This is a genomic window from Rhizobium sp. WYCCWR 11128 (assembly GCF_013416305.1).
GTDB lineage: Bacteria > Pseudomonadota > Alphaproteobacteria > Rhizobiales > Rhizobiaceae > Rhizobium > Rhizobium indicum.
Window position 1 is genome coordinate 36,280 of the sequence record NZ_JACCEZ010000002.1, and the last position, 26,943, is coordinate 63,222.

Annotated in this window: 28 protein-coding genes and 1 tRNA gene; 20 read left to right on the forward strand and 9 right to left on the reverse strand. The window is 59.1% G+C overall.

Translation table 11 applies throughout. The annotated features are described in order from the left end of the window. Nucleotides 1–31 precede the first annotated feature (31 nt). The gene (locus HX898_RS07770) at nt 32–1,312 is read right to left on the reverse strand and encodes a 4-aminobutyrate--2-oxoglutarate transaminase (RefSeq protein ID WP_138332064.1); all 1,281 of its coding nucleotides are present in this window, start codon (nt 1,310–1,312) and stop codon (nt 32–34) included. 169 nt (nt 1,313–1,481) lie between these two features. Here HX898_RS07770 and HX898_RS07775 point away from each other — a divergent pair, with 169 nt between their 5' ends. The 3 genes from HX898_RS07775 (at nt 1,482) to HX898_RS07785 (ending at nt 4,909) form a co-directional block, all read left to right on the forward strand. After that, nucleotides 1,482–2,291: a MerR family transcriptional regulator gene (locus HX898_RS07775; RefSeq protein ID WP_138332065.1), complete on the forward strand. Its 810-nt coding sequence runs from the start codon at nt 1,482–1,484 to the stop codon at nt 2,289–2,291. 204 nt (nt 2,292–2,495) lie between these two features. After that, a complete protein-coding gene (locus HX898_RS07780; RefSeq protein WP_138388528.1) occupies nt 2,496–3,122 on the forward strand; it encodes a ribonuclease D in 627 nt (208 codons plus the stop codon). A gap of 230 nt (nt 3,123–3,352) precedes the next feature. Continuing rightward, on the forward strand, nt 3,353–4,909 hold the full coding sequence (locus HX898_RS07785) for a hypothetical protein (protein WP_180194382.1): 1,557 nt from the start codon (nt 3,353–3,355) through the stop codon (nt 4,907–4,909). A gap of 200 nt (nt 4,910–5,109) precedes the next feature. Here the strand turns inward: HX898_RS07785 and rpsA are convergent, their stop codons facing one another. The 3 genes from rpsA to aroA all read right to left on the reverse strand — a co-directional run bounded on the left by rpsA (nt 5,110) and on the right by aroA (nt 9,065). After that, nucleotides 5,110–6,813, reverse strand: coding sequence for a 30S ribosomal protein S1 (rpsA, locus tag HX898_RS07790; RefSeq protein ID WP_003544285.1), 1,704 nt, complete (start codon nt 6,811–6,813; stop codon nt 5,110–5,112). A 176-nt stretch (nt 6,814–6,989) separates the two neighbouring features. Continuing rightward, nucleotides 6,990–7,637 carry a (d)CMP kinase gene (gene cmk / locus HX898_RS07795; protein ID WP_180194383.1) on the reverse strand — a complete coding sequence of 216 codons (648 nt, stop codon included), beginning with the start codon at nt 7,635–7,637 and terminating at the stop codon, nt 6,990–6,992. A gap of 69 nt (nt 7,638–7,706) precedes the next feature. Continuing rightward, nucleotides 7,707–9,065 carry a 3-phosphoshikimate 1-carboxyvinyltransferase gene (aroA, locus tag HX898_RS07800; RefSeq protein ID WP_180194384.1) on the reverse strand — a complete coding sequence of 453 codons (1,359 nt, stop codon included), beginning with the start codon at nt 9,063–9,065 and terminating at the stop codon, nt 7,707–7,709. A 275-nt stretch (nt 9,066–9,340) separates the two neighbouring features. Here aroA and HX898_RS07805 point away from each other — a divergent pair, with 275 nt between their 5' ends. The 4 genes from HX898_RS07805 to HX898_RS07820 all read left to right on the forward strand — a co-directional run bounded on the left by HX898_RS07805 (nt 9,341) and on the right by HX898_RS07820 (nt 11,785). Beyond that, nucleotides 9,341–9,724 carry a TIGR02300 family protein gene (locus HX898_RS07805; RefSeq protein WP_017966434.1) on the forward strand — a complete coding sequence of 128 codons (384 nt, stop codon included), beginning with the start codon at nt 9,341–9,343 and terminating at the stop codon, nt 9,722–9,724. Nucleotides 9,725–9,874: 150 nt separating this feature from the next. Next, nucleotides 9,875–9,950: transfer RNA gene (locus HX898_RS07810), tRNA-Ala, on the forward strand. A 284-nt stretch (nt 9,951–10,234) separates the two neighbouring features. After that, nucleotides 10,235–10,510, forward strand: coding sequence for a hypothetical protein (locus HX898_RS07815; protein ID WP_180194385.1), 276 nt, complete (start codon nt 10,235–10,237; stop codon nt 10,508–10,510). Nucleotides 10,511–10,858: 348 nt separating this feature from the next. Continuing rightward, the gene (locus HX898_RS07820; RefSeq protein ID WP_180194386.1) at nt 10,859–11,785 is read left to right on the forward strand and encodes a hypothetical protein; all 927 of its coding nucleotides are present in this window, start codon (nt 10,859–10,861) and stop codon (nt 11,783–11,785) included. A gap of 98 nt (nt 11,786–11,883) precedes the next feature. Here the strand turns inward: HX898_RS07820 and HX898_RS07825 are convergent, their stop codons facing one another. Next, nucleotides 11,884–12,396 carry a hypothetical protein gene (locus tag HX898_RS07825; protein WP_180194387.1) on the reverse strand — a complete coding sequence of 171 codons (513 nt, stop codon included), beginning with the start codon at nt 12,394–12,396 and terminating at the stop codon, nt 11,884–11,886. 1,070 nt (nt 12,397–13,466) lie between these two features. On the opposite strand from HX898_RS07825, the gene HX898_RS07830 reads away from it, so the two are divergent. From HX898_RS07830 to HX898_RS33150, 7 genes are all read left to right on the forward strand, one after another. Then, entirely contained in the window at nt 13,467–13,742 is a 276-nt protein-coding gene (locus HX898_RS07830) for a hypothetical protein (protein WP_180194388.1), read from the forward strand. 431 nt (nt 13,743–14,173) lie between these two features. Continuing rightward, a complete protein-coding gene (locus HX898_RS07835) occupies nt 14,174–14,722 on the forward strand; it encodes a hypothetical protein (protein WP_180194389.1) in 549 nt (182 codons plus the stop codon). A 600-nt stretch (nt 14,723–15,322) separates the two neighbouring features. Further along, nucleotides 15,323–16,351: an NADP-dependent oxidoreductase gene (locus tag HX898_RS07840; RefSeq protein WP_180194764.1), complete on the forward strand. Its 1,029-nt coding sequence runs from the start codon at nt 15,323–15,325 to the stop codon at nt 16,349–16,351. Nucleotides 16,352–16,512: 161 nt separating this feature from the next. Further along, nucleotides 16,513–17,466, forward strand: a complete 954-nt coding sequence (locus tag HX898_RS07845) for a sulfonate ABC transporter substrate-binding protein (protein WP_138332073.1) — start codon at nt 16,513–16,515, stop codon at nt 17,464–17,466. A 52-nt stretch (nt 17,467–17,518) separates the two neighbouring features. Next, nucleotides 17,519–17,662: a 2-oxoglutarate and iron-dependent oxygenase domain-containing protein gene (locus HX898_RS07850; protein WP_246799810.1), complete on the forward strand. Its 144-nt coding sequence runs from the start codon at nt 17,519–17,521 to the stop codon at nt 17,660–17,662. Nucleotides 17,663–17,768: 106 nt separating this feature from the next. Continuing rightward, nucleotides 17,769–18,617 carry a serine O-acetyltransferase gene (cysE, locus tag HX898_RS07855; RefSeq protein ID WP_138332074.1) on the forward strand — a complete coding sequence of 283 codons (849 nt, stop codon included), beginning with the start codon at nt 17,769–17,771 and terminating at the stop codon, nt 18,615–18,617. A gap of 3 nt (nt 18,618–18,620) precedes the next feature. Beyond that, nucleotides 18,621–18,908 carry a GIY-YIG nuclease family protein gene (locus HX898_RS33150; protein ID WP_246697908.1) on the forward strand — a complete coding sequence of 96 codons (288 nt, stop codon included), beginning with the start codon at nt 18,621–18,623 and terminating at the stop codon, nt 18,906–18,908. On the opposite strand, the gene HX898_RS07860 is transcribed toward HX898_RS33150, so the two are convergent. Beyond that, a complete protein-coding gene (locus tag HX898_RS07860) occupies nt 18,855–19,091 on the reverse strand; it encodes a DUF2798 domain-containing protein (RefSeq protein ID WP_012759639.1) in 237 nt (78 codons plus the stop codon). The genes HX898_RS33150 and HX898_RS07860 overlap by 54 nt on opposite strands. A gap of 237 nt (nt 19,092–19,328) precedes the next feature. Here HX898_RS07860 and HX898_RS07865 point away from each other — a divergent pair, with 237 nt between their 5' ends. Beyond that, complete coding sequence (locus tag HX898_RS07865) at nt 19,329–20,051, forward strand: YoaK family protein (protein ID WP_138332075.1); 723 nt, start codon at nt 19,329–19,331, stop codon at nt 20,049–20,051. Between the two features lie 68 nt (nt 20,052–20,119). Next, the gene (locus tag HX898_RS07870) at nt 20,120–20,908 is read left to right on the forward strand and encodes a YdcF family protein (RefSeq protein WP_138332076.1); all 789 of its coding nucleotides are present in this window, start codon (nt 20,120–20,122) and stop codon (nt 20,906–20,908) included. A 157-nt stretch (nt 20,909–21,065) separates the two neighbouring features. Here the strand turns inward: HX898_RS07870 and HX898_RS07875 are convergent, their stop codons facing one another. Then, complete coding sequence (locus HX898_RS07875) at nt 21,066–21,539, reverse strand: hypothetical protein (RefSeq protein ID WP_003544300.1); 474 nt, start codon at nt 21,537–21,539, stop codon at nt 21,066–21,068. Nucleotides 21,540–21,710: 171 nt separating this feature from the next. Here HX898_RS07875 and HX898_RS07880 point away from each other — a divergent pair, with 171 nt between their 5' ends. Then, nucleotides 21,711–22,346, forward strand: a complete 636-nt coding sequence (locus tag HX898_RS07880) for a trimeric intracellular cation channel family protein (RefSeq protein WP_129422258.1) — start codon at nt 21,711–21,713, stop codon at nt 22,344–22,346. Nucleotides 22,347–22,440: 94 nt separating this feature from the next. On the opposite strand, the gene irrA is transcribed toward HX898_RS07880, so the two are convergent. Next, on the reverse strand, nt 22,441–22,860 hold the full coding sequence (gene irrA, locus HX898_RS07885; protein ID WP_003544303.1) for an iron response transcriptional regulator IrrA: 420 nt from the start codon (nt 22,858–22,860) through the stop codon (nt 22,441–22,443). Nucleotides 22,861–23,161: 301 nt separating this feature from the next. Here irrA and fabA point away from each other — a divergent pair, with 301 nt between their 5' ends. Genes fabA through fabI form a run of 3 tightly spaced genes read left to right on the forward strand, consistent with a single transcriptional unit; the run spans nt 23,162 to nt 25,766 of the window. After that, a complete protein-coding gene (gene fabA / locus HX898_RS07890; protein ID WP_017962726.1) occupies nt 23,162–23,677 on the forward strand; it encodes a 3-hydroxyacyl-[acyl-carrier-protein] dehydratase FabA in 516 nt (171 codons plus the stop codon). A gap of 45 nt (nt 23,678–23,722) precedes the next feature. Further along, the gene (fabB, locus tag HX898_RS07895) at nt 23,723–24,955 is read left to right on the forward strand and encodes a beta-ketoacyl-ACP synthase I (RefSeq protein WP_138332077.1); all 1,233 of its coding nucleotides are present in this window, start codon (nt 23,723–23,725) and stop codon (nt 24,953–24,955) included. A 4-nt stretch (nt 24,956–24,959) separates the two neighbouring features. After that, on the forward strand, nt 24,960–25,766 hold the full coding sequence (gene fabI, locus HX898_RS07900; RefSeq protein WP_138332078.1) for an enoyl-ACP reductase FabI: 807 nt from the start codon (nt 24,960–24,962) through the stop codon (nt 25,764–25,766). Between the two features lie 96 nt (nt 25,767–25,862). Here the strand turns inward: fabI and HX898_RS07905 are convergent, their stop codons facing one another. Continuing rightward, complete coding sequence (locus HX898_RS07905) at nt 25,863–26,879, reverse strand: class I SAM-dependent methyltransferase (protein ID WP_138332079.1); 1,017 nt, start codon at nt 26,877–26,879, stop codon at nt 25,863–25,865. Nucleotides 26,880–26,943 lie beyond the last annotated feature (64 nt).

Genomic DNA, 26,943 nt, shown 5'->3' on the forward strand with positions numbered 1-26,943 from the left:
CGGCAGCCATTGAAATCCGGGTCGGGTGCGCTTAACGGCCCGCGCTCGCTTCCAGCATCGAGGCTTCGAGAATATCGAGCGCTTCGCCGAAGATCTCGTCCTGGATGGTGATCGGTGCAAGAAAGCGGATGACGTTTCCGTGGACGCCGCAGGTGAGCAGGATCAGGCCCTTGTCGAGCGCGATCAGTCGCACCTGGTTGGCGAATTCCGCGCTCGGCAGTCCCGTCGTCCGGTCGTTGAATTCGACGGCGTTCATGAAGCCCGGTCCGCGGATATCGACGATCTCGGGCACCGTCTCGCGCAACGATTCCAGCCGCTGCTTCAGCCGTCCGCCAAGCTGGTTGGCGCGGTTGCAGAGATCTTCATCGGCAATGACGTCGAGCACGGCGTGGGCAGCGGCGATCCCGAGCGGATTGCCGCCATAGGTACCGCCGAGCCCGCCCGGTCCCGGCGCATCCATGATCGCGGCGCGGCCGGTGACGGCGGCGAGCGGAAAGCCGCCGGCCAGGCTCTTTGCCATCGTCGTCAGGTCGGGCGCCACCTCATGATGGTCCATCGCGAACATCCTGCCGGTGCGGGCAAAACCGGTTTGCACCTCGTCGGCGATCAGCAGGATGCCGTGCTGGTCGCAGAGCTCGCGCAGCGCCTTCATGAAGGCGGCAGGTGCCGGGTAGAAGCCACCTTCGCCCTGCACCGGCTCGATGATGATGGCCGCGACGCGCTGCGGATCGACATCGGCGGCGAAGAGCTTCTTCAGCGCCGCCAGCGACTGATCGGCGGTGACGCCGTGCAGCTCGACCGGGAAGGGAATATGGAATACGTCGCCGGGCATGGCGCCGAAGCCGACCTTGTAGGGCACGACCTTGCCGGTCAGCGCCATGCCCATGAAGGTGCGGCCATGGAAGCCGCCGCCAAAGGCGATGACGGCCGAGCGGCCGGTTGCGGCACGCGCGATCTTGACGGCGTTCTCAACCGCTTCGGCGCCCGTCGTAACGAAAATCGTCTTCTTCTCGAAATCACCAGGCAGCAGCGCGTTCAGCCGTTCGGCAAGGTGCACGTAGCTTTCGTAGGGCACCACCTGATGGCAGGTATGGGTGAACCGGTCGAGCTGATCCTTGACCGCTGCGATGACCCGGGGATGGCGGTGGCCGGTATTGAGAACGGCGATGCCGGCGGCGAAATCGATGTAGCGGCGGCCCTCCTTGTCCCAGATCTCCGCATTCTCTGCGCGATCGGCATAGATCTGAGTGGTCATGCCGACGCCGCGTGAGATAGCGGCGTTCTTCCGGTCGGTAAGGCTTGTCGCGGTCATCGATGGCTCCTGCGTTGAGAGGGGGTGGAAAGCTATCTTGTATAATTTCTGCAAGATGTATATAAAACTCCTACATTTTTCCTGCAAGAAAACAAGCGGCATTTTTTGCTTCAAACATCACGCTTTTTGATGGAGGTTCTGGGGCGATTAGAATCGGGGATAGTTTCGGATGAACGATAACGGGCCTGTGCGCTACAAGGTGGCGGAAGCCGCGCGGCTGGCGGGCGTTTCGGCCTCGACGCTGCGCCTCTGGGAAAGCCAGGGCCTGGTGGTTCCCGGCCGTTCGGAAACCGGCCATCGGCAATACAGCGCCGACGATGTGGCGCGGCTGAAGCGCATTTCCTGGTATCGTGTCGAGCGGGGCCTTAATCCCGCGGCAATTCGCGAGGCGCTGGAGAGCGAGGAGCCTTCCGCCGACGGCGCCGAGGCAAGCCAGGATGCCGGCCTTGGCCGCAAGCTGCGCAGCCTGCGCCATGCGAGCGGCAAGACACTCGATCAGGTGGCCGGCGACATCGGCGTCACCTCGTCGACACTCTCGACGCTGGAGCGCACCTCGCAGGGCGTCAGCTTCAAGACGCTGCACGATCTGGCAGACTATTACGGCACCACCGTCTCCCGCCTCTCGGGTGAGGAAAGCGGGGAGGTGCCGGCGCTGGTGCGCGCCGGCGAATGGCGCAGGTGGCCGGAAACGACGCCGGGTGTCGCGGTGCAGCTTCTCGCCGAAGGCCGCCGGATGATGGACTGCCATCGTTTCGTGCTGGCGCCGGGTACTGCCAGCGAGGGCGCCTATCGCCACGAGGGCGAGGAATTCATGCATGTTCTGTCCGGCCGGCTCGAACTGGTGCTCGACGGCGATCAGTTCTTCGATCTCGGCCCCGGCGATTCACTCTATTTCGAAAGCCGCCGCGACCATTCCTGGCGCAACCGCCACGATGGTGAAACCGTGCTTCTCTGGATCAACACGCCGCCGACATTCTGAACGGCTAAGGACGCAAGGCGCTCCAGCAGCAGGAAAGCGGTTTCGCACTCTGCGCCTTTGCGCTATAGCGCTGCTGCATAATTCCTTAAATCGGAATCGATTTAAGGATAAAATTATGCAGCCATCAAAGTGCTACAACGTCCTTTGCGACTCTCGAAAAGACGTGCGGCGCTGTAGGGGATGCATCGAACGAAAGACAGTCTCATGGCAGCGACCATACGTTATCACGAAGGCGATATTTCCGCGGCCGATGCCGCCCGCTACACCGGCGCGATTGCGATCGACACCGAAACGCTCGGCCTGGTGCCGCGCCGCGATCGGCTCTGCGTCGTCCAGCTTTCGCCGGGTGACGGCACCGCCGATATCATCCGCATCGCCGCCGGTCAAAAAGAAGCACCCAATCTCGTCGCCCTGCTCGAAGACCCCACCCATCAGAAGATCTTTCATTACGGCCGCTTCGATATTGCCGTGCTCTTCCATACCTTCGGCGTCACCGCGACCCCGGTTTTCTGCACCAAGATCGCCTCGCGCCTGATCCGGACCTATACGGATCGCCACGGCCTCAAGGACAATCTCAAGGAGATGCTCGACGTCGACGTCTCCAAGGCGCAGCAATCTTCCGATTGGGCGGCCGAGAGGCTGTCTCCGGCCCAGCTCGAATATGCCGCCTCCGACGTGCTTTATCTGCATGCGTTGCGCGATAAGCTGACGGAACGGCTGATCCGCGACGGCCGCTACGATCATGCGACGGCCTGTTTCGAATTCCTGCCGACCCGCGCCAAGCTCGACCTGCTCGGCTGGGAAGAGGCCGATATCTTCGCCCACAGCTGAGCGAATTGCCTTCATTCTGCGTTTGCTAGTAACCAGGCGGCAGACTTGTCCGCGGCCGTTAGCGATTCATTAACGCCTGTTTATTAACATTCCTGTTAATTTTTATGCATTCGATGACGCCGGAACTGCGTCATGCGGACAGGAGGATCTGCTGGGATGCAAGGGGACCGGATGAGCGCGGTCCTTTTCTAGAGCCTGCTTTCATCGTCACTTTACGAAAGGAGCATGCCATGTTGACTCCCGTTCGTGCAGCGTCCAATGCAAGCTTTTCGTCCCAGGGTCAGACAGCGGCGATCGTCGCCGGTGGTCTCGGCCACTCGGTGATTGCCCCTGCGCCTGTCAACGCCGTCGAAGCCTCAGACCTCAATTCCGCCATTGCCGGCAAGCTCAATATTCTGCTCCTTGCGGCGCGCGAGCGCATGGTCGAAGCCCTTTTCGATGTCATCGATGCGGCAGGTCGCTCGATCTCGCTGGATCGTGGCGAGGACGAGAGCAATCTTGCCTTCGCCTCTCGGCTCGCCGATGCCATCCGGCGGCTGCCAACCGCAAGGATCGACGAGGTCGAGCGCCAGCTCGCCGAGAATGGGCATAGCGTGCCGCTCCGGACGATCGCCGAGGCCCTGAAGAACCCGACAGGCCCTGAAGCCGCTCGCATCGTCGCCTATCTGGAAATCGTCCGCTATAAGGATCGCGATCTCGCCGCCCGCGCGGTCGTCCGCTCCTATGGCCAGAACGATGCATCGCCGATGCGCGCCGAAGCTCGCCCCGAGATCCGGCTGCCCGAGATAAGACTGCATGAGGACAGGCTGCCTGCCGCCATGCGTCAGCCGGCAGACACGGCGTCAGCCGATTCAATGGTCGAGGCCGCAGCTCCGGCGACCATCGAGGAAGCGGTCATCGCCGAAGCCGTGGAAGCTGCCGATCCGGAAGCGCCGAAGGCTGAAAACCAGGCTCAGTCCGCCCCGGCGACCACAAGGGAGGTCGCCCCGGAAAAATCTGCGTCGCAGGAGATTGAAACCCGGCAACCCTCGTCGACGGAAGCCGCAGCAGCCGATGATACGCAGGCAACGCCGGAGCCGCCTGCCATCGAAACCGGTGCGATGTCGGAAAAGGTCGATCCTGTCATTCCCAGGAACTGGGCAGGAATTGTTGCCTCCATGACCGAAGAAGTCTCCGAGATGATCGCCACCATCATCCGCGAGCAGGACATCGAAACCGTGCTAGAGGATGTTCCCGTCGAGGCGGCCGTGGAGATCGATGCGATCCTCGATGACGCTGTCATCAGCGATGCGACCGAGACCTTGACCAGGCAGCCAGCCGAATTCACAGCACCCGATCCTCGCCAGTCCGCGGCGCTCCGTCCGTCGCAGATGGATATTGAGACCGTGGCTGCGGCCGTCCGTCAGCCGAAAGAAATCTCCGCGCAACCGCAGATGATGCCGGTTCCCGAGACGGCCGCGCCTTCCTATGTGCCGTTGGCGGCAAGGATGCCGGAGGGATTTGCCTATACCCAGCTGCCTTACCAGTTCGCCAAGGACACGCCGTCGAACGACAAGGCAGGCGAAACGCATCACCAGCATCAGCATCACCGCGACGATACGTCAGAGGATCAGCAGCAGGCGCAGTCCGGCGGCGAGGATGCCGAGCCCGACGCCGAAGAAACCGACGCCGCACCCAAGCGGAGGACGCCAAGGATGATCGATACCGAACCGTCGGCTTATCAGCCAGGCCGCCCGGACGATGACCCGGTCTACGCGCTCTATCAGCGCATGGTCGGCTGGGAATAGAGCAATTCCAGGAAAAGTGTGAAGCGGGTTTCCTAAGCAAAGCGCCAAGCGGTTTTGCCGGGAATTGCGTAAAAACAAAGGATAGAGCGGTTCGGCGCTCCGTAAAAGCTGAACCGCTCTAGCACTTTTCCATCGCCTGAAAATGAAGAACCCGCCGGATCGCTCCGGCGGGTTCTTCAATTCAAAGGCGGATGCGAGGCTTATTCGCCGCCGCGGTTCTTCAGGGCTGCGCCCAGAATGTCGCCGAGCGAAGCGCCGCTGTCGGACGAACCGAACTGGGCAACGGCTTCCTTCTCTTCCGCAATCTCCAGAGCCTTGATGGACAGCATGATCTTGCGGTCCTTCTTGGAGAAGTTGGTAACGCGGGCGTCGAACACCTGGCCGACCGAGAAGCGCTCAGGGCGCTGCTCGTCGCGGTCGCGGGCGAGGTCGGCACGACGGATGAAGGAAGTGATGTCTTCGTGGTTGACGAGCTTCACTTCGACGCCACCGTCGTTGACCGCGATGACTTCGCAGGAAACGACTGCATTCTTGCGCAGGTCGCCAGAAGCAGCGGCGTCGCCGACTGCATCCTTGCCGAGCTGCTTGATGCCGAGCGAGATGCGTTCCTTCTCGACATCGACGTCGAGAACGACGGCCTTGACGACGTCACCCTTGTTGAACTCCTCGATGACCTGTTCGCCCGGACGGTTCCAGTCGAGGTCGGAGAGGTGCACCATGCCGTCGACATCGCCGTCGAGGCCGATGAACAGGCCGAATTCGGTCTTGTTCTTGACTTCGCCTTCGACTTCAGTGCCGGCCGGATGGCTGCGGGCGAATGCTGCCCACGGGTTTTCCAGCGTCTGCTTGAGGCCGAGCGAAATACGACGCTTGGACGGATCGACTTCGAGAACGACGACTTCGACTTCCTGGCTCGTGGACAGGATCTTGCCGGGGTGAACGTTCTTCTTGGTCCAGGACATTTCCGAGATGTGGATCAGGCCTTCGATGCCCGGCTCCAGCTCGACGAATGCACCGTAGTCGGTGATATTCGTGACGGTACCGGAAATCTTCTTGCCTTCCGGATACTTGGCCTGGATGCCATCCCACGGATCGCTCTCGAGCTGCTTCATGCCGAGCGAGATACGGTGGGTTTCCTGGTTGATGCGGATGATCTGAACCTTGACCTGCTGGCCGATGTTCAGGATTTCCGACGGATGGTTCACACGGCGCCATGCCATGTCGGTGACGTGCAGCAGGCCGTCGATGCCGCCGAGGTCAACGAACGCACCGTAATCGGTGATGTTCTTGACGACGCCGTCAACAACCTGGCCTTCTTCGAGGTTCTGAACAATTTCAGAACGCTGCTCGGCACGGGATTCTTCCAGAACCGTACGGCGCGAAACCACGATGTTGCCGCGGCGCTTGTCCATCTTGAGGATTTCGAAGGGCTGCGGGTTATGCATCAGCGGGGTCACGTCGCGGATCGGACGAATGTCGACCTGAGAACGCGGCAGGAAGGCGATCGCACCGTCGAGGTCGACCGTGAAGCCGCCCTTGACCTGGTTGAAGATCACGCCTTCGACGCGCTCGCCAGCTTCGAACTTAGCTTCGAGCTTGACCCAGCTTTCTTCGCGGCGAGCCTTCTCGCGCGACAGAACGGCTTCGCCAAGCGCGTTTTCGATGCGCTCGACATAAACTTCGACTTCGTCGCCGACCTTCAACAGGCCGTCCTTGGCGCGCGCGCCGAATTCCTTGAGCGCGATGCGGCCTTCAACCTTCAGGCCGACGTCGACAACGGCGACGTCCTTCTCGATGCCCGTGACGATGCCTTTGGTGACATAGCCTTCGGCCAGGTCGTTCTTGGCAAAGGACTCTTCGAGAAGAGCCGCGAAATCCTCGCGGGAGGGGGTAGCTACTGACATAAAATCTCCTGCGTGTCCTGAAACGGAAGCGGACACGTATGCGCCGGTTGGTTTGCGTTGAACGGGCCTGAACCCAGTCCGCCCTCTCTGACGAAGGCAATCCGGCGCTTGGACGGAATTTCAGGCTTGCTGTATTAGAAGCGATCCATGCTCAGAGCACGCAAAATCGCTTGAATTTAGGCATTTCGGCTCAAGACCGCATCGATGATCGATTGAGCAGCTTGAAACGCGGCCTCTATACTCATTTCCGACGTATCAAGCAAGTGCGCATCATCAGCTGGTTTCAAAGGGCTGTCGGCCCGTCCCATGTCGCGTTCGTCGCGCCGCTTGACGTCCTCGAAAATCGCATCGAAATCCGCCGTCAGGCCTTTGCCGAGGATCTCGTCATAACGGCGTCTTGCGCGGACCTCCGGCGACGCCGTTACATAGAGCTTCACCGGCGCATCCGGGCAGACGACCGTGCCGATATCGCGCCCGTCGAGTACGGTTCCCGGCGCTTTCACCGAAAACCGCCGTTGCGCTTCGACCAGAGCCCGGCGCACCGCCGGCATGACGGCAATCTTCGAGGCAGCTTCGCCGATCTCATGTTTGGAAAGTATATCGCGATCCAATCCAGCGAGTTCAACCTCTCTTGCGATCTTTTCTGCCACCGCCTCGTCGTCGAGCGGCAGGCCGGCATCGAGCAGCGCCTTGGCCGTGGCGCGATAGGTCAGGCCGGTATCAAGATGGTGATATCCGTAGCGCTCTGCGATGAGGCGCGAGAGCGTGCCCTTGCCCGCTGCCGCCGGGCCATCGATGGCGATGGTGAAGGTCTCGTTCGTCATGTGATCAATCCTGCGGCAGCGCGCCGAAACGGCAAATGAGTTTGGCTTCGCGGAATGGTGGCTGGCACATCATTCCGGCACCTCCTCGATCTTTGCGCCAAGGCCGGTCATCAGCTGCATGAATTCGGGAAAGCTGGTCGCGATCATCGCCGCGTCGTCGATCGTGACAGGATGCTCCGAGGCAAGCCCCATGACAAGGAAGCTCATGGCGATGCGATGGTCGAGATGTGTGCTGACCCTGCCGTCGGCAGCGTTGCCGAGGCCCTTGCCGTCTGGCCGGCCGCGCACGATGAGAAAATCCTCGCCTTCGTCGCAGTCGACGCCATTGAGTTTCAGGCCATCGGCGACGGCGGAAAGGCGGTCGGACTCCTTGACGCGCAGTTCCTCCAGCCCCTTCATGACGGTCGCCCCCTCGGCGAAACAGGCGGCGACGGCGAGAATAGGATATTCATCGATCATCGACGGCGCGCGGTCTTCGGGGACGGTCACGCCTCTGAGCTCGGAATGGCGCACGCGCAGATCCGCCACGTCTTCGCCGCCGGCAAGACGTGCATTCACCACCTCGATATCGGCCCCCATCTCCTGCAGCGTCAGGATCAGCCCGGTGCGGGTCGGGTTCATCAGCACGTTGACGATGGTGATGTCGGAGCCGGGGACGAGCAGCGCCGCAACCAGCGGGAAGGCGGTGGAGGAGGGATCGCCGGGAATGTCGATCACCTGGCCCGTCAGCCTGCCACGCCCTTCGAGCCGGATTGTGCGCACACCCTCGCTATCGGTCTCGACGGAAAGGGCAGCGCCAAAACCCTGCAGCATCTTTTCGGTATGGTCGCGCGTCATCACCGGCTCGATGACGGTGGTGACACCCGGCGTATTGAGGCCGGCAAGCAGCACGGCCGATTTCACCTGAGCGGATGCCATCGGCACCCGATAGCGGATCGGGCTCGGCGTTCCCGGGCCTCTGAGCGTCACCGGCAGCCTGTCGCCTTCGGAGGTGCTGACCTGCACGCCCATTTCGCGCAGCGGATTGAGCACGCGTCCCATCGGCCGTTTCGAAAGCGAGGCGTCGCCGATGAAGGTGGAGCGAAAGTCATAGGTGCCGACGAGGCCCATGGTCAGCCGCACGCCGGTGCCGGCATTGCCGAAGTCGAGCGGAGCGTCAGGCGCAAGCAGCGCACCGTTGCCGGTGCCGTCGATCACCCACTGCGCGCCCTCCTTGCGAATCCTGGCGCCCATTGCCTGCATCGCCCGGCCGGTATTGATCACGTCCTCGCCTTCGAGCAGACCGGTGATCCGGGTTTCGCCGGAAGCAAGCCCGCCAAACATGAAGGAACGATGCGAGATTGATTTGTCGCCCGGAATACGGACGCTGCCCGTAAGACCGGCGGATTTGCGGGCGGTGGCGGGCCGGGGCGCAGAGCCGTGCAGCATGCATAATCCTTTGCAAACGCTGTCTATTTTTGCCGCAAGACAGGCTTGGCCGGTCGCAATTCCCGTCCGCTTCTGCAGCTGTTGCGGCTCGTTAACATAAACGCGCCGGGCGGTCATCCGTCGGCTTGCCAAAAACCCCGGGCTTCGATCGCAAAGTTTGGCTTTGACACGGGAAGCCACAGCGATTAAGGGGACCGGCTTATAAATTCCGATGGAACGCCGGCTTGAACGGCATCTGCCGAATCTCATATTCGGCTATTCACACGAGGCTTATAGTGGCGAAAGCGGAACTTGGAACCAAGCGTACCGATCCGGAAACCGGCAAGAAGTTTTATGATCTGAACCGGGATCCGATCGTCTCTCCTTATACCGGCAAGTCCTACCCTCTGTCCTTCTTCGAAGAAACCTCGGCGATCGCCGAAGTTGCCGAGGAAGACGAGGTCGCGGAAGTCGATACTGAAAACACCGAAGTCGAACTGGTTTCGCTTGAGGATGCCGATGACGCCGCCGGCGGCGACGACATCCCCGATATCGGCGATGACGATGTCGAAATCGAAGGCGATGACGACGACGATACCTTCCTCACACCCGACGAAGATGACGATGATGACGACATGAGCGATATCATCGGCGTCACCGGCGACGAAGACGAAGTCTGAGACCGCATTTCGGCCCGGCGAGGAAAAAATTCTCCGGGCCGCATTTTTTTAGGCTTGCTATCTCCGGAATCCGGAAGTAATAAGCCGCCACTCCGCAGGGCACGCCTTGAGGAGCATCCCAGGACCGGCCCTGAGCCGGACCACCTTGATGGGGCTATAGCTCAGCTGGGAGAGCGCTTGCATGGCATGCAAGAGGTCAGCGGTTCGATCCCGCTTAGCTCCACCAAATAATTTCCCTGTTCTCAAGTGGTTAGAGATTTAGACTCGCTTGTCCTTCCGGGAAGCACAGGGAACCATGCGACCTTACGCATGGGGTTCTTCTGTTGACGTGATCCGGCAACCTTCGATAACCCTTCATTCAGCCATATGTTGTAAATTGACTAGGAGATGGCCAGATGATAGGGCGAGCGCCTAGCGCTAGATCGTGGAACGAATCGACGCACAAGCGGTTGCGCCTTGAGTCAAGCGTTTCTTGTAGTACACTCAACGAAATTCGATTCGGGGGAAATCATGGTAATAAACCTAATTCTCGCCGTGGCGTCGGGCGCCATCGGTCTATCCCTGATTCGCTTCGCGTTCAGCCTCGCGAAGCTCGACAAGATCGAATATCAAAAGTCGCGAGCGCGTTATCCTTCCTTGCGAGCTGCCATCTCCGGCCAAGCTACCGTACGCCACAACGGTAGTCCGGACGGACGCGTTCGTGCGGGTATCGTTTACAATACGCGCAAGAACCGCATCGAGCCTAACGGCAAGCTCCGCAACGATGTTGTCGATCAGGTCCTTTAAACCGGCATGTTTTACAAGGGCTGGGTGCCGACGGTAAACGGCCGACTATCGTTTAAGCTTATCGGGGAGACCAGGTACCCGGCTGAGCCCGAATACGTCAATTCTGCCGACGGCTCGCATCTATATGTGTCAGCGCTGCAGTCCCGACAACTGAGTGACGTCCTGTTCGAACCGATCGTAGGACGCCTTCTAGGATATAGTGGAAAATTTCAATTCATCTTGTGTGCACGCTCTCGTCGCGCTCGCACTTCGCCAGACTCGAAACTCATCGGCAAAGTGTTTATATTTCACTGCAAGACCTTCAAGGAGAGCAAGGCTAGCGACATTTTTCGTAGCACCGTGAGATCCATGCGGGCGCTTGATCCTGGAGCGTTAAATCTTGGCTTAAAACAGCAATATCTCGCCCTCAGCCAAGCACTTCTCAGCCGGTGCGACCTGTACATGGATGTGGTTCTGAATCGCGACGGCGTCATTACGCTGTCCCACCTGAAGTGGGGAAACCCTCATCTGGAGAGAAATACTGAGGAACACGCTGTCGACATTGGGTTCGACCTCGACCACGGCATTGCTGACCAGACGTATTTCTTTGTACGCGACCTAACCCACCAGCATCAACACCACGGAAACGACGCGGATACAATCATCACAACCCAGCGCCAGGAGAGGCCTGACGACCTCAGTTGGAGCTTGGAGATTATGTACAGCCTCTATTTTCACATCATCACGGTGAAGAGAAAAGAAAATCCGACTGAACATGTTCGGGCGCTCGGGATACTGGCGTACCTGCAGTCGTACAAGAACATAATCAAGCGTCGCAAAGACCTCATTCAACCAACGCTGGCCTTGCCCGAGTTCGATGACGCGTCATCAAAGGAATCGATTAAGGCGACGAAGGACTACATCGATCTCAAGCTCAATGAGCAGAAAAGGAACAGTGACAATCGGAAATCCTTTCTGCTCTGGGTGGTCGCAACAGTCTTCACTGTCGTGAATTTTACGGTCGGTTTTGCCGACAAGGCGCTTCCGCCAAACCCGACCGTCTCGTCGGTCGCAAATTTCCTGAAAACGAACGCCTACGTACTTCCGGCATTGGCAATTGCTGCGTTGATTTATATGGCCAGCAATCTAATCTCCAAGCCACGGTATGATTTCAAAAGAGACGTTGTTCGAATGTCCATTGCAGGAAGAGTCCCTGCCGTCGCAGTAGCGCTGCTTCTGGGTATAGGGATGCTGGTCATCTGCGTCTCTTTTGTAATCAGCCTCCTGTCGAATTGAATCCTCTCCGGCGGTCGGCACTTTGCGCTCCTTGAGAAGCCGAAGAATTGATGGCGACAGCGCGTCGGCGGCTCACCATCATCTCCGCTCAATGAGGGTTATTGATCCTCGGCATGGGGGATGTTCATTCCGGCAACTATCAATCTTGCCAACGCAGTATCCACGATCGAAAGCATGCCCTTGAGCATGTCGGAAGTGGAAGAAAGATGATCGAAGGTTGAAGTGACCATATCCTTCCCCTCACCGTCATCTTCCGTCAACAGTTTGCGTACGACATCGATCAGCTCCGGCTTTGTCTTGTGAAGCACATACCAAGCGATACGTATCGTCACTAGATGCGGGTTAATCAGACCAACCCACTCTTCGTTTGATGGCGGGGTCCATTCGTCTTCTTCGCGAACCCATGCTTCGAACTCTGTTGCCGCGAACTCGTCATCGGACATGTCTTTCTTAGGGTCGACATCGGTCCCGGCCAAATTGGGCGAGGAAGCGGTTTCCGATTTGACGCCTACCGCCGCACCCATCTTTGCAATATTTGCAGCCACACGCTCCTGGTCGGTTGCCAGTGATGGATTTTCAAATTGATGCTTTGCCTTTGCGTTCGACATCATAGGTGCCTCGAAGTGTGAACTGGAGGCCGAAGTCCTAAGCGCGAAGCTGTCTCTGGCCCAATGAACGCTAATCGCAGAGTTTCACAACGCCTAACATCCACAGTCGGCTGGCCAATTATGGCGCAATCAGTGGAAAACGGCTGACCGATAGGCGGCCGGGTGACGATAACTCCGCTGGCGCATCCTAAAGCTGCGTTAATGATACATTAATATACAATTTGACGTGGTGCATAATTCTGCGATGCTTCCCTCGGGCCCCTGAGGGGTTATCTGTGAGAATGTACCTTATGGCTCGGCGCTTCGGCGCCGTGGCGATTTTCGCTCGTGCTCGCGAGCTGCACCATTAACGCAAGCGGACTTTTACAAGAAGCCGGAGGCTGCCAGCAAAGCCGCGTTGTGCCGGGCTCTGGTGGAGACGCAAGATCCGGGCTTCTACTAGGGCCTGTTGGGCGAAGTAGCCCGACGTGGGATCGCTCCGCAGGAGTGCTACCAGATGGTCCAGCAATAAAGCCAGGCGGCCGCAGCGCTCGCTGCAATAGCTCTTGTTGGTACAGAGCAGTGGCGGTGTGTGCCAACAACTGTGGGGGCGGCTACGCGCCTTCTCGTCGCTATCCCGGGAACTGCTACTCCTATTACGACTGCGCCGCGGATGGCAGCCTATGTGGAAATAGAAGCACGATGTCTCGTCCTGGAGGTTGGTGAATGCGGATCGGGTGGCTTCTTCTGGTTGTGGGACTGTTTCTCGCGAGTTGCGACGATAAGCCACCGCATTATCTGGTGCTCTGCGATGCGCAAGATGGAAGGGGCTGGTCACTGACCAATACCGAAAAGTCCAATGGTTATATCATGGCCTGTACCTACCAATCGCCTGATCTGAGCCGCAGCTACACCCGGCGATGCGACAGCGGTGGCTGCAATATTCAGTGATCGATATTTGCGGTTCACACCCCGCTCGGTGATCTAGAGTGAGTTGAGGACGACAAATGAAGCCCGTATATATCGCGATTTGCGCGCTAGCTTGCCTATCATCCCCAGCCGTGTCTCGATCCGGCATCAGTATAGAGGGGATCTTGAACTGCGCTCAGTGGGCGGAAGCGAGAAAGGTTAGAACTTCGAACGTCTACGAGACCTATTTGATAGGCTTATTAAATGGGCTGTCTGTCGGCTCTGGAACCGAATTCTGGTTCGCGAAGGGTGCCGAGCTGAAGCGCGAGCAGGTTTTTTATTGGATGGACGTTTATTGTCAGGCGCATCCGCTTTCTGAGGTTTTCACGGGCGCTGTCACCCTGATGAATGAAAATACGGGCAATGAATATCATCGAAGAGTGGGTGCTCCGCCGGAATGAGCGGCATCAGAAACACAGATGACGAACGTTCTAAGAGTGGTAGGCGGAATATTGGGGGACGTCTTGTGAGACGACTTTTATCGGCTGCATTCTTGGTCTTGGCATGGTCCTCATCGAATGGACTGGCCCAGCAAAGCTTTTCTTGTCCGATCGGAAGGGAACCCGCATGTTTGGAATATGGCGCTAAGGTCTGCTCCAGCCTGGGTAAATGCGTCGAAGAAAGCGCCTCATGCTTCCGTTCCAGCACTTGCGACTACAATGGCTTCATGTGTGTTTCAGATCATGACGACTACGTAAAAAAAGCTAAGGCGATGGCGTCTGCGTATGATGACTTCAAGAGTTGCGTTGCGCGGTCGTCGGACATGGACGGGGTGCAATCGTGTATTCGATCTGACAACCTTCGCCTTCCGTAGCATACCAGGATGGCGTTCATGGCCGATAAGACCTCGTGGCGGAAAATGATTCTGGCTGTGCAGTATTGGCATACCGCGAGGCTAGCTTGGGAAAACGCCCCAAGTGAGATTATGCTCAACGATCCAATCTGCCATCTTTTAAGCCATTCAATGGAATTGGCTCTCAAACACTTTTTGAGGAAGACTCTATCAAACTCGCAATACGACCGGGTATCTTGCTCCCATAGCCTCAGGACGCTGCTTGCAAAGGCGATCGAGGAGGGCTTGATGATCGATGCTTCGGAGGCATCGTGTATCCTCGCAATGGAGAAGGCCCACCGCGGTTTCGTTTTTCGATATGGACTCAAAGACGGTGAATCCCGGTATTCTTCTGCGAGACTTGATCTTTGCTTCCCTTGCACGGCTTATTTGATCGACCGGATTTCGGAAAACCCCGATGTTTTGAGAAACGGCTATGGCCCCCTGGGAACATCACGGTTTAATTTCCAAAATCCTCCGACCATTACGACATTGGTTGATGTCGCGTTTCTAGCCCAGCTTTTCAGCGCCTTCGATAAAAAGGGTTGATCGAAAATGGGGCTCAGCGGGCTGCGGTCCTGTCCCGTTAGCGTAGAACGTCGTTCCTTGGCGCGTGTCGCTTCTCCGTCAGAGAATGGCGGGCGCCTGCTAGCGCATGGTCTCACCAATGGTCGGCAAAGCCGCTTCAACATGGCCCCGGGCAAGCTCATAGATCCAGCGTTCGTGCGGATATGCCTTGGTCTGCAGTCCCTCCAGACCCACACCTTTCTCATCCATGCTTCCGATCAGGCGTGCCGCTGGAATCGTTGCATGCGGAAATCTCCGCTACGATCGATCCGATTGCAGGTGCAGAAGAGCATGAAAACATTCCCGTCTATCCCCAGACATCAACTACCTGGTCACGCTGGTATCTCCCGCAAGTATCAGGCGCACGGTCGGCAAATCGAGGCTGCGTCGCCACAGGGGTTCGAGCTTGTCACATAGGCATCCGAGTTAATTGCAGCCATCGCGCTGGGATTTCCAGGCATGCCGGTTGTGAGCGGACGCCGACGACAAAGGGTGCGCCGGTAGGCCCCAGATGGCGAGCGCTCGGTTTGCTTGAAGCAAATTCCTGATACACCAAGGAGAAATTCGAAGAGGAGAACACCCATGGTTAGTCAACCCGTTATCACCCGCATCGTCCTTGCATCGCGCCCATCCGGAAAGCCGGTGGCTGCGAATTTCCGGCTCGAGCGGGAGACGGTTCGGGATCTCGCCGAGGGCGAGGTTCTTCTCAAGACGCTTTATCTTTCCCTTGACCCCTACATGCGGGGCCGCATGGACGATGCCAAGTCCTATGCCAAGCCGGTCGAAATCGGCGGTGTGATGGAAGGGGGCACGGTTACGCAGGTCGCGCGCAGCCGCAACACGGCGTTCACGGCGGGGGATATCGTGCTCTCGCATTCCGGCTGGCAGAGCTATGCGATTTCAGATGGTACGGGCTTGCAGAAGCTCGATCCGGAAACCGCACCGATCACGACAGCACTCGGCATTCTGGGAATGCCCGGCTTCACGGCCTATGCCGGACTTCGCAATATCGGCAAACCCAAAGCCGGCGAAACACTTGTGGTCGCTGCAGCGAGCGGCGCGGTTGGCTCGGCAGTTGGGCAGATGGCAAAGATTTACGGTGCGCGTGTTGTCGGAATTGCAGGCGGGTCCAAGAAATGTGACCACTTACGCCAGGAGCTCGGCTTCGATGTCGCGATAGACCATCGTTCGAGCGATTTTCCGGCACAACTCGCAGCCGCTTGTCCGAACGGAATCGATGTCTATTTCGAGAATGTTGGTGGCCACGTCTGGAGCGCGGTGTTTCCATTGCTGAACGACTTCGCACGCATACCGGTCTGCGGGCTCATCGCGCATTACAACGAAACATCCTCTGTCTCGAGCGGACGTGATCAGCTTCCTGCTGTGATGCGTGCCATCCTGCGGAAAAGCCTCACCATACGAGGCTTCATACAGCGCGAATTTGCCGACCAGCGTCCTGACTTCTCCCATCAGGCCGGAGCGTGGATCTCCGAAGGACGGCTCAAGTACAAGGAAGATATCATTGACGGACTTGAAAACGCTCCCGAGGCTTTCCTTGGCCTTCTGGAAGGGAAAAATTTCGGAAAGCTGATCGTGCGCGTCGCGCCCTGAACACAGCCTTGGCGTTATCGATTTCCCGGCGCAGTTCTTTTTGCTCACGGTCGGAACAGAACAAAAAAGCGAATCTCGAAGAAGCCGACACCGGAGCACGTATATTCTATGAAAAATATAGAGACGCTTTAATTTGGTCTCGTCTTATTCCGGAGGGTATGATGAAGATCACAAGGCGAGCTTTTACTGCAGTGGTGGCAGGTGCCATCGCGACACCTTTGACGCATGTTCGGCTGGCCGGCGCCGCTGACAAGATCGTGCGTATCGGCTACCAGAAATATGGAACGCTGGTGCTTCTCAAGGGCAAAGGCACGCTGGAGAAGAAACTGGAACCCATCGGCTATACGGTTGAATGGACCGAGTTTCCGGGCGGTCCCCAGCTGCTCGAGGCCCTGAACGCCGGCGCTGTCGATTTCGGATCGACTGGCGAAACGCCGCCGATCTTCGCCCAGGCCGCAAACGCTCCGCTCGTCTACATCGCACACGAGCCGCCCGCCCCGCGCGGCGAAGCCATACTTGTCCCGAAGGACAGCCCCATAAAGTCCGTCGCGGAGCTGAAGGGCAAGAAGGTCGCCTTCAACAAGGGCTCGAACGTCCATTACCTGCTCGTCAAGGCGCTCGAAGAAGCCGGCTTGACCTATGAAGACGTCGAATCATCCTTCCTCGCCCCGGCCGACGGCCGCGCAGCCTTCGAAAAGGGCGCGGTCGATGCGTGGGTCATCTGGGATCCCTTCCAGGCAGCTGCGGAAGTCGCGGTCGAAGCGCGAGAACTCAGAAACGGCGAAGGCATCGTTCCCAATCATCAGTTCTATCTCGGCACCAAGACGCTGGTCGATGGTCACGCCGAGGCCATTGATGTCTTGATCGACGCCATTTCCGAGATCGATGAATGGACCAAGTCCGACACCGCGGCTGCGGCTGCGGAGCTATCACCATCGGTCGGCATCCCTGAACCTGTCCTCGTCAAGGCGCTCGAGCGCCAGTCCTATGGGATCAAGAGCCTGGACGACACCGTCGTCGCACAGCAGCAGAACATCGCCGACACCTTTTTCAAACTCAAGCTCATTCCGAAGGAGGTGACGATTGCCGACGTTGTCCGCAAGGGCAAGGCATAGTGCTCATCTTCCCACCGACGCTCGACCTGAGTTCAGCAAAAAGGATAATGCCGTGACTGCTGCAGCAAGGACGCTTCCGATACTCGATCTCGGGCGTTTTGCATCCGCTCATCTGGAACGAGAACATGCGCTGGCGGAGCTTCATGACGTCCGCCGGACACTCGGATTTTTCTATCTCACCGGACACGGTATTTAGAGCGGCGGCAAAGATCCCCGTAATTTTAGACCATCTATCGCGGGCCAGGTTAACCTAACGTCTGCATGCCGGACGTCGCGACGTCCGCCTGCAGAAGGAAGCTAGCATGACGGTTCCACTGGTCAGCTTGAGCAATCTGTCGACGGAGCCATCCCCTTCGCCTCAGGTTGCCGCGATATGGGAGGCTCTTTGCGCGGAGGCCGTCAATGCTTCGGCCAAGGATGCAACACTCACGCGCGCCATGAATTCAGCAGTGCTTTATCATGCGAGTTTCGCCCAGGCGCTCGCTCAGCGGGTCGCGATCAAACTGGCCAATCACGACCTCGACCATGACGAACTGCTGGCGGTGATTGCCCAGGCGTTCATCGGCAATCGCAATATTGTCGCCGATGCCGCCGCCGATCTGACCGCGATCAAGGAGCGTGATCCATCGAACACGGAAATCCTGACGCCATTCCTTTATTTCAAGGGCTTTGTGGCTCTGCAGGGACAACGCGTCGCCCACTGGCTTTGGCATCATGACCGCCTCCATTTGGCGCGCCACATCCAGAGCCGAATTTCCGAGGTTTTCGGCGTCGACATTCATCCCGCAGCAAAGATGGGCAGGAGCATCATGCTCGATCATGGGAGCGGCTTGGTCATCGGCGAAACGGCGGTCGTTGAGGATGACGTATCGATACTCCAGAACGTCACATTGGGAGGGACGGGCAAGGAGACCGGCGACCGGCACCCCAAGGTGCGGCGCGGCGCTCTTATCGGAGCAGGGGCCAAGATTCTCGGCAACATCGAAATTGGTGTCGGCGCCAAGGTGGGTGCAGGCAGCGTGGTCGTGAATGCCGTTACAGCCTACACATCGGTCGCCGGCATTCCGGCGAGGCAGGTAGGCAAACGCCACTTTAACCTTCCGGGCATTACGATGGACCAGACCCTGTCTGAACCGGAGTATACGATCTAAGGCCTGGGGTTGGCTTGTCAGGGCGAGGTTGGCGTGACGAGTGACTTGAAATCGCGCCTGGCAAAACACAACGCTCGGGAGGTTTTGCATACCTCGAAATACGCACCTTGGTCTCTCAAGACCCATCTCGCTTTTTCCGATGAAGAGCAGGCCTTTGGTTTCGGGAAATATCTGAAGTCGGGCTCGGGCAGAGCAACTCCGGCGGGCCGCTCTGACAGCCCGCCGGTGCCTCGCACCTCACATCTCGACGATAACAGCCGTCACCCGCTTTACCACCGGCAGCATCAATAGCAGGACGGGAAAGGCGATCGCCCAGGATAGCGCCCATGCGGAGGGCCACATGGCAAGTGCAGGCGCGGTCAGGCCTTGTGCTCTCACGATGCTGATCGCCGAGACGACTGATGTCATCAACAGTGAGAGGATGAGCGGCATGACGATCGTATTGTAACGTTTGGGGAGTTTGCCTTTGGGCATTTTGATCTCCGTAAGGTGCCGATCAGACAATCGCGCAGCGCCGATCGGCGGGTTGCGCGTTGATTGACGTAAACGCTTACGGAGCTTCGATCTGAAGCAACGCCGTCTCTATGGCCGAAAATGTCTTGCCGTTCAAGCCCGCCCCATCCCCTTCCGAGCGCCTTTGCCAATTCCTCAATGAAAGGAATTATCTTTGTTGCCGCAACCTCAGCGATTCGGCTCCAGGACCTTCAGCCAATGACCAGAGCAAGACGCCGCCGCATCATCCGTACCCGACGAACCCTGACCGGGCTCGCCCTGGTCGGCTCGATTTCATTTCTGGCCGGCATGACCGATGCCACCGGTCTTTTGCTGACCGGCGATTTCGTCTCGTTCATGACGGGAAACACGACGCGGGCCGCCCTGGCCTTGAGCGAAGGCAATCTTTATCACGCCGCGGTCCTGATCTCCGCCATCGTCGTTTTCGTGCTCGGCAATGCGGCCGGCGTCATCATCGCTCATGTCTCCGAGCGCCGCATCTTTGTGGTGCTCGGCTGCGTCGGGCTGGTTCTGGCGCTCGCCTCGATGATGACGGTGCAGAACATGCTGTTCGTTCGGTTCTACATGATCGTTTTTTCCATGGGCATGGTGAACGCTGCCGTCGAGCATATCGAAGGCCTGCCGATCGGGCTGACCTACGTGACCGGCGCCCTGTCGCGTTTCGGCCGCGGCATCGGCCGCTGGATCATCGGCGATCGTCGTGTCGAATGGACGATCCAGATCGTGCCCTGGGGCGGCATGGTGCTCGGCGCGATCGCCGGGGCCGTCCTGACACGGCTAACGGGCGCACATGCGCTGTGGCTGGTCTCCCTCTTCGCCATGGTGCTTGCGCTTGCCGCCATGCTCATCCCTCGGCCGCTTCAGCGCCGCTTCAATCAGAAGGTCGCACCGAGCGGATCGGCCATCACGCGCGCGAAATAAAACCGTCGCATTCCTGTTACCGTCGAATCGGATAGGAAGGATCGCCGCCAATCCTCGAGGAGTAGGTCTTGTTCGTCATTTCGAAGCTTGTCTGGATTTTCGCTCAGCCGCTGTCGCTGGCATTCTTCCTCGTCTTCTTTGCCCTGCTTGCCGGCCTTCTGCGCTGGCGTATCTTAGGTATCCTCGGCGCAGCTGGTTCAGCCATCATCCTCTTCGTCACGCTCTACACCACGGCCGGCAACCTCTTGATGCAGGGTCTCGAGCAGCGGTTCGCAAAGCCCGCCGCAGATCCCGATAGCCTGCAATGCATGATCGTGCTCGGCGGCGGTTTCGAAAACGAGGTGAACACGGCGCGCCACGGCATAGAATTCAATGCTGGAGCCGATCGCTTCATCGAAGCCCTGCGGCTTGCGCAGAAATTTCCGCAGTCGCGCATTCTGGTATCGGGCGGCGACGGCTCCATTTCGGGCATCTACGAAGGTGATGCGGCGGCATCCGAGCGTTTCTTCCCGCTCTTCGGCGTTGGCAGGGATCGCCTGATCGAAGAGAGGCAATCGCGCACGACCTTCGAAAACGCCGTCAACACCAAGGAATTCCTGGCAAGCCAGGGCCTTTCCAATTGCCTGCTGATCACCTCGGGTTTCCACATGCCGCGGTCCGTCGGCATCTTCCGCAAGCTCGGCATCGATATCGTGCCCTGGCCGACCGATTATCGCACCGACGGCCAAGTTAGGCTGGGGTTTGATTTCACCCAGCCGAACCTCAATGCGCAGAACTTGGCGACCGCGATCCGCGAATGGTACGGCCTGGTCGGCTATTATCTCGCCGGCCGCACCTCGGAACTTTATCCGCAATGAAGCAATTCCAGGAAAAGTGCGAAGCGGTTTTTCCGTCCGGAATTGCGTAAGAACAAGAGGTTAGAGCGCCGCGTGTCCGCCAGGACGCGCAAAGGACGCTCTATCACTTTGAATCCACGCATAACCCCGAAAATCTTTCGGGGTTATGCGTGGTGAGTTACTTCTTCGAGATGGTGACGAATTTCGTGCCGCGGACGCGTGCCGTCACGATGCAGGGATCACCTTCGGTGCGGTCGCAGAAGCGCGGATGCATCTTCATCGCCAGCACCATGTTGCCGAAGCGCTGGACGAAATCGTAGCCGTATATCTGCGCTGTCGCGATCATGAAATAACCGCCCTCGGCAACCTGCAGGTAGAAATTATAGGTGCAGCCGTCGTCGTTGCATTGCGGCCCCTTCTGCCCGTCGCAGGTCAGCTGGCCCTCGTTGACCACCGCGTCGATCAGGCCGTCATTGTTGATGTCCTGCCGGATGATGAAGCCGTCGGCAAACTCGGCCGTCTTGCACTGCTCCTGGAAATGTTTCTTCTCGTAGATTTCAGGATCGGAGATCAGCGATTGCTGACTGAGGGCGACAGCCGGCATGGCAAGCAGCAGGACGATATTCAGAACGGCGAGCACCAGCGTTTTCACGGCTTTCCTCTTTCGGATAAAGGCTCCCAATGCATGTCGCCCGAAGTGTGCAGCGGTTTTGGGACAACGACATGCAGCAAACAAAGACTTCACCTTTATGGCCGCGCCGCCTTGCGCCGCCCTTGCCGCCGTGTTTCTTTCCGGAAATTGTTCGCCGGTTCCGGGGGCCGCATGTCCTTGCTCGTCTATCTCGATTATGCCGGCATTGCGCTGTTTGCCGCGACAGGTGCGCTCGCCGCCTCGCGCAAGCAACTGGACCTGATCGGTTTTTTGTTTTTCGCCATGGTGACGGGAACGGGCGGCGGCACCGTGCGCGATATCGTGCTCGGCCGCGTGCCGGTCTTCTGGGTGCTGAACCCCGCCTATATCCTCGTCTGCTGCATCGTGGGCGTCATTGTTTTCTTCACCGCCCATCTGCTGGAATCGCGCTATCGCCTGCTGATCTGGCTGGATGCGATCGGCCTTGCCGCCTATTGCGTGATCGGCGCCGCCAAGGGTCTCGCCGCCACCGGCTCGCCGACGATTGCGATCGTCACCGGCACGCTGACGGCGACCTTCGGCGGCATCCTGCGCGATCTGATGGCAAACGAGCCTTCGGTGCTGTTGAGGCCGGAAATCTACGTGACCGCAGCCCTTATCGGCGCCGGCGTGTTCACGGCCGCCAATGCGCTCGGAATGCAGCTCTATCTGGCGTCTGCCTGCGGCGTCGTGGCGGCCTTTGCGGTGCGCGGTGGCGCCCTGTGGTTCGGCTGGACCTTCCCGACGTACAGGCACAAGCCCGGGCGGCATCCCGACGATGTCATGTGAAGCCTAATGCATGTCGCCCAAAAGTGCGCAGCGGTTTTGGGACAACGACATGCATAAAAATAAAGATCTAAAGGGCGTCGCTTTAGAGGTGTCGTCAGCCCTGCTTCGCCCGCAGGCGGATCACCACGTCGACATGGGCGATCTCCATGCCCTCAGGCGGTTCCGGCAGATTGGCGATCGTCAGGTTGCTGACGGGAATGTCGAGCACCTCGTTTTCGCCTTCGACGAAGAAATGGTGATGGTCGGAAACATTGGTGTCGAAATAGGTCTTGGCGCTCTCGACGGCGAGAACGCGGATGAGACCGGCTTCCGTGAATTGGTGCAGCGTGTTGTAGACGGTTGCCAAGGACACCGGCACGCCGGCGGCAACCGCCTCTTCATGCAGTTCCTCGACGGTCAAATGCCGGTCGCCCTTGGCAAAAAGGAGGTCGCCGAGCGCGACGCGCTGGCGGGTGGGGCGCAGGCCTGCACCGCGCAGCCTTACCTCTATTGCGATCGGGAATGCACCCGTCATCAAAACCAACTCCGGTTATTCTGGCATAAAGCAATCATGTTTCTTTAAGCGGTATAACTTTTGCATCGGAGCCTTTCAATAGTTCAATGGGGACGGGAGCCTGATAAACGAGGCAAAAACGGGCTTTTGACGCAAATAGGTCTGGTCCCAGCCCTAGCCTTCCTGTATGCGACCACCAAATAATGGCGCAAGCCTGGTCCGGGGCGATGAATGAAGCTGCCTTGCTTGTGCTTCATTTTCTGAAGAACTTGGACTACACGTTCACATCCATCGGCTTGACGCGGGGGGAAAAAGAAACTTTATGACGACCAGACAGTCCAGCTTCTCGTATGAAGAACTCATCGCTTGCGCACATGGCGAGCTGTTCGGCCCCGGCAATGCGCAGCTGCCCCTGCCGCCCATGCTGATGGTTCACCGCATCACGGACATTTCCGAAACGGGCGGCACCTTCGATAAGGGCTACCTCCGGGCCGAATATGACGTACGCCCGGACGACTGGTATTTCCCCTGCCATTTCGAAGGCAATCCGATCATGCCGGGCTGCCTCGGTCTCGACGGCATGTGGCAGCTGACCGGTTTCTTTCTGGGTTGGCTCGGCGAAGAAGGCCGCGGCATGGCACTTTCGACCGGCGAAGTGAAATTCAAGGGCATGGTCCGGCCACAGACGAAGCTGATCGAATATGGCATCGACTTCAAGCGTGTCATGCGTGGCCGTCTGGTCCTCGGCACCGCCGACGGCTGGCTAAAGGCGGACGGCGAGACCATATATCAGGCGGCCGACCTTCGCGTCGGTCTATCGAAAGACAAGACGGCCTGAAACCGCATTTCGAGCGGCTGACGAAAACAACAAAGGTTTGATCAGATGAGACGGGTAGTTGTCACAGGTCTGGGTGTCGTGTCCTCGATCGGAAACGACGCGGCCGAAGTCACCGAATCCTTGCGGCAGGCAAAGTCGGGTATCTCCTTTTCGAGCGATTTCGCCGAACATGGGTTCAAGTGCCAGGTCTGGGGCAGTCCAAAGCTCGGTTCGGCGGAACTTGCCGAACTGGTCGACCGCCGCGCCATGCGTTTCCTGTCGCAGGGCGGCGCCTGGAACCATGTGGCCATGAAGCAGGCACTTGCCGATTCCGGCCTGGAAGAGAAAGACTACGCTCAGAACGAGCGTACCGGCATCATCATGGGCTCCGGCGGTCCGTCCACCCGCACGCTGATCGAAGCTGCCGAAATCACCATCAAGAACAACAGCCCGAAGCGCATCGGCCCCTTCGCCGTGCCGAAGGCGATGTCCTCGACCGCATCGGCCACGCTCGCCACCTGGTTCAAGATCCACGGCGTCAATTATTCGATCTCGTCGGCTTGCTCGACGTCGGCGCATTGCATCGGCAACGCCGCCGAGATGATCCAGTGGGGCAAGCAGGACGTGATGTTCGCTGGCGGCCATGAGGATCTCGACTGGACGATGTCCAACCTCTTCGACGCCATGGGCGCCATGTCCTCTAAGTACAACGACACGCCGGACAGCGCCTCGCGCGCCTATGACGTCAACCGCGACGGCTTCGTCATCGCCGGCGGCGCCGGCGTGCTGGTGCTCGAGGAGCTGGGGCGCGCCAAGGCCCGCGGTGCCAAGATCTACGCCGAAATCGTCGGTTACGGCGCAACCTCAGACGGCTACGACATGGTCGCCCCTTCGGGCGAGGGCGCTATCCGCTGCATGCGCCAGGCGCTCGCCACCGTTAAAGGCGATGTCGACTACGTCAACACCCACGGCACGTCGACGCCGGTTGGCGACAGCAAGGAAATCGGCGCCATCCGCGAAGTATTCGGCTCGAAGATCCCCCATATCCAGTCGACCAAGTCGCTGACCGGCCATTCGCTTGGCGCAGCCGGCGTGCAGGAATCGATCTATTCCCTGCTGATGATGCAGCAAGGCTTCATCGGCGAAAGCGCTCATATCACCGAGCTCGATCCCGAATTCGAAGGTGTCCCGATTGTGCGCAAGCGCATCGACGACGCCAAGATCGACATTGCCCTCTCCAATTCCTTCGGCTTCGGCGGCACCAACGCCACGCTCGTCTTCCAGCGCTATAACGGATAATAATATGACGGGAATCATGCAGGGTAAGCGCGGGCTCGTCATGGGCGTCGCCAACAACCACTCGATCGCCTGGGGGATTTCAAAAGCTCTCGCCGCACAGGGTGCGGAACTCGCCTTCACCTATCAGGGCGATGCGCTCGGCAAGCGCGTCAGGCCGCTTGCTGCCGAGGTCAACTCGGATTTCGTGCTGCCCTGCGACGTCGAGGACGTCGCCTCGGTCGATGCCGTGGTCGACGCGATCCAGGAGCGTTGGGGCAAGCTAGATTTCATCGTCCATGCCATCGGCTTTTCCGACAAGAACGAGCTGAAGGGTCTCTACGCCGATACGACGCGTGAGAATTTCAGCCGCACCATGGTCATTTCCTGTTTCTCCTTCACCGAGATCGCCAAGCGCTGCGCTCCGTTGATGGAAGATGGTGGTGCGATGCTGACGCTGACCTATAATGGCTCGACGCGCGTCATCCCAAACTACAACGTCATGGGGGTTGCCAAGGCAGCGCTCGAGGCTTCGGTGCGCTATCTCGCCGCCGATTACGGCCCGCGCGGAATCCGCGTCAATGCCATTTCCGCCGGCCCGATTCGTACGCTTGCCGGCGCCGGCATCTCCGATGCGCGCGCGATCCTCTCCTGGAACCAGCGCAATGCGCCGCTGCGCAAGACCGTGACCATCGATCAGGTCGGCAGCTCGGCTCTCTACCTGCTCTCCGACCTTTCGTCCGGCGTCACCGGCGAAATCCACTTCGTCGACGCCGGCTTCAACGTCACCTCCATGCCGACGCTGGAAGCGCTGCGCAGGGCGGACGTCGAGTAAACGGCTACCCCATTTGAAACTCAAAGGCCGTGCGCAGATGATGCGCCCGGCCTTTTTGTTGTTCGATGATAGGATCAGCGTCGAAGCCCCGTAGGCTTATTTCTTCGCCCAGAGAACCTTGAACCGGGCGTTGCGGCAGGTTTCGCCGCTTTCCCTGAAATTTGCCGCCAGAACGGGCTCGTAAGGCAGGCCGCGATTGGCGACGAGCATCAAGCGGCCGCCGCCGCGAAGGGCGGATGCGGCCGTCTTGATCATTGCCTGGCCGAGCGCCGGATCGGCCGCGTGTCCCTCATGGAAGGGCGGGTTCATAATGACGAGATCGTATTTGTCTTTGACCGGCTCACCCGCCAGATCGTGCCAGAAGAAGCGTGCAGGCGCGTTCGGGCAGTTCTTAGCCAGATTATCCCTGGCAGCCTCCAGAGCCGCGTGGTCGGCCTCGTAGAGGTCGAGGCGCGTCAGTCCACGCGACTTCTGCGCCTGCTCGACGGAGAGATAGCCCCATCCGGCGCCGAAATCCGCAACGTCGCCGGTGAAATCCTCAGGCAGGCGCGAGGCGAGCAGCTCCGATCCGGCATCGATGCGGTCATGCGAGAACATGCCTGGAGTCGCTTGGAAACGACCGTCGACGCGCACCGGCGCCTTTGCCAGCTTGGAGATAATCTCGTCGGCATCCGCCGGCCGGCCAAACCAGAAGGCGACGCCATGATATTTCGGCATATGGTCGACGGCGAGATTGAAACCTTCCATCCGCTTGCGCAGTGGCTGGATGCCGTCTTCCTTGGCGCCGGCAATGACGATCAGGCCGCCGAGCCGCGTGCGGGCGATCGCAGCGGCGAGATTGGCCTCGTTCTCGCCCTTGTGCTTGGTGCAGAGCACCAGAGCCGCATCGTAGTCCTCGCCGTCGATCTCCGGCTTCGCTTCGATCCGCTGCGCCAGCAGCTGGCGATAGAGCGGCCGGAAGCCCTGGACGGCGCTGAGCGAGGCGGCAAAGCCTTCCGGCAGCGCAAAGCCTGCCTCGGCGCCGAGGAAGAGCACGCGCTCGCCCTCGCCGGGCGCCGCGACTGTGCCGCTGGCAAAGGGATGGAACAGGGTCTTCAGCGTCTCGCTGCTCATGGTCTCGTCTCGTCTTAAAGCATGTCGCGCAAAAGTGTTCGGCGGTTTTGCGAGCACGACACAC

Bases quoted from the DNA above. Each gene is read 5' to 3' on its own strand.
- HX898_RS07835 (WP_180194389.1), top strand. From the start codon at position 14,174: ATGGCCGATAAGACCTCGTGGCGGAAAATGATTCTGGCTGTGCAGTAT.
- fabI (WP_138332078.1), top strand. From the start codon at position 24,960: ATGACGGGAATCATGCAGGGTAAGCGCGGGCTCGTCATGGGCGTCGCC.
- HX898_RS07845 (WP_138332073.1), top strand. From the start codon at position 16,513: ATGAAGATCACAAGGCGAGCTTTTACTGCAGTGGTGGCAGGTGCCATC.
- HX898_RS07905 (WP_138332079.1), bottom strand. From the start codon at position 26,879: ATGAGCAGCGAGACGCTGAAGACCCTGTTCCATCCCTTTGCCAGCGGC.
- HX898_RS07860 (WP_012759639.1), bottom strand. From the start codon at position 19,091: ATGCCCAAAGGCAAACTCCCCAAACGTTACAATACGATCGTCATGCCG.
- HX898_RS07865 (WP_138332075.1), top strand. From the start codon at position 19,329: ATGACCAGAGCAAGACGCCGCCGCATCATCCGTACCCGACGAACCCTG.
- cysE (WP_138332074.1), top strand. From the start codon at position 17,769: ATGACGGTTCCACTGGTCAGCTTGAGCAATCTGTCGACGGAGCCATCC.
- HX898_RS07840 (WP_180194764.1), top strand. From the start codon at position 15,323: ATGGTTAGTCAACCCGTTATCACCCGCATCGTCCTTGCATCGCGCCCA.
- HX898_RS07785 (WP_180194382.1), top strand. From the start codon at position 3,353: ATGTTGACTCCCGTTCGTGCAGCGTCCAATGCAAGCTTTTCGTCCCAG.
- fabB (WP_138332077.1), top strand. From the start codon at position 23,723: ATGAGACGGGTAGTTGTCACAGGTCTGGGTGTCGTGTCCTCGATCGGA.
- HX898_RS07880 (WP_129422258.1), top strand. From the start codon at position 21,711: ATGTCCTTGCTCGTCTATCTCGATTATGCCGGCATTGCGCTGTTTGCC.
- fabA (WP_017962726.1), top strand. From the start codon at position 23,162: ATGACGACCAGACAGTCCAGCTTCTCGTATGAAGAACTCATCGCTTGC.
- rpsA (WP_003544285.1), bottom strand. From the start codon at position 6,813: ATGTCAGTAGCTACCCCCTCCCGCGAGGATTTCGCGGCTCTTCTCGAA.
- cmk (WP_180194383.1), bottom strand. From the start codon at position 7,637: ATGACGAACGAGACCTTCACCATCGCCATCGATGGCCCGGCGGCAGCG.
- HX898_RS07825 (WP_180194387.1), bottom strand. From the start codon at position 12,396: ATGATGTCGAACGCAAAGGCAAAGCATCAATTTGAAAATCCATCACTG.
- irrA (WP_003544303.1), bottom strand. From the start codon at position 22,860: ATGACGGGTGCATTCCCGATCGCAATAGAGGTAAGGCTGCGCGGTGCA.
- aroA (WP_180194384.1), bottom strand. From the start codon at position 9,065: ATGCTGCACGGCTCTGCGCCCCGGCCCGCCACCGCCCGCAAATCCGCC.
- HX898_RS07820 (WP_180194386.1), top strand. From the start codon at position 10,859: ATGCGGGCGCTTGATCCTGGAGCGTTAAATCTTGGCTTAAAACAGCAA.
- HX898_RS07770 (WP_138332064.1), bottom strand. From the start codon at position 1,312: ATGACCGCGACAAGCCTTACCGACCGGAAGAACGCCGCTATCTCACGC.
- HX898_RS07775 (WP_138332065.1), top strand. From the start codon at position 1,482: ATGAACGATAACGGGCCTGTGCGCTACAAGGTGGCGGAAGCCGCGCGG.
- HX898_RS07815 (WP_180194385.1), top strand. From the start codon at position 10,235: ATGGTAATAAACCTAATTCTCGCCGTGGCGTCGGGCGCCATCGGTCTA.
- HX898_RS07780 (WP_138388528.1), top strand. From the start codon at position 2,496: ATGGCAGCGACCATACGTTATCACGAAGGCGATATTTCCGCGGCCGAT.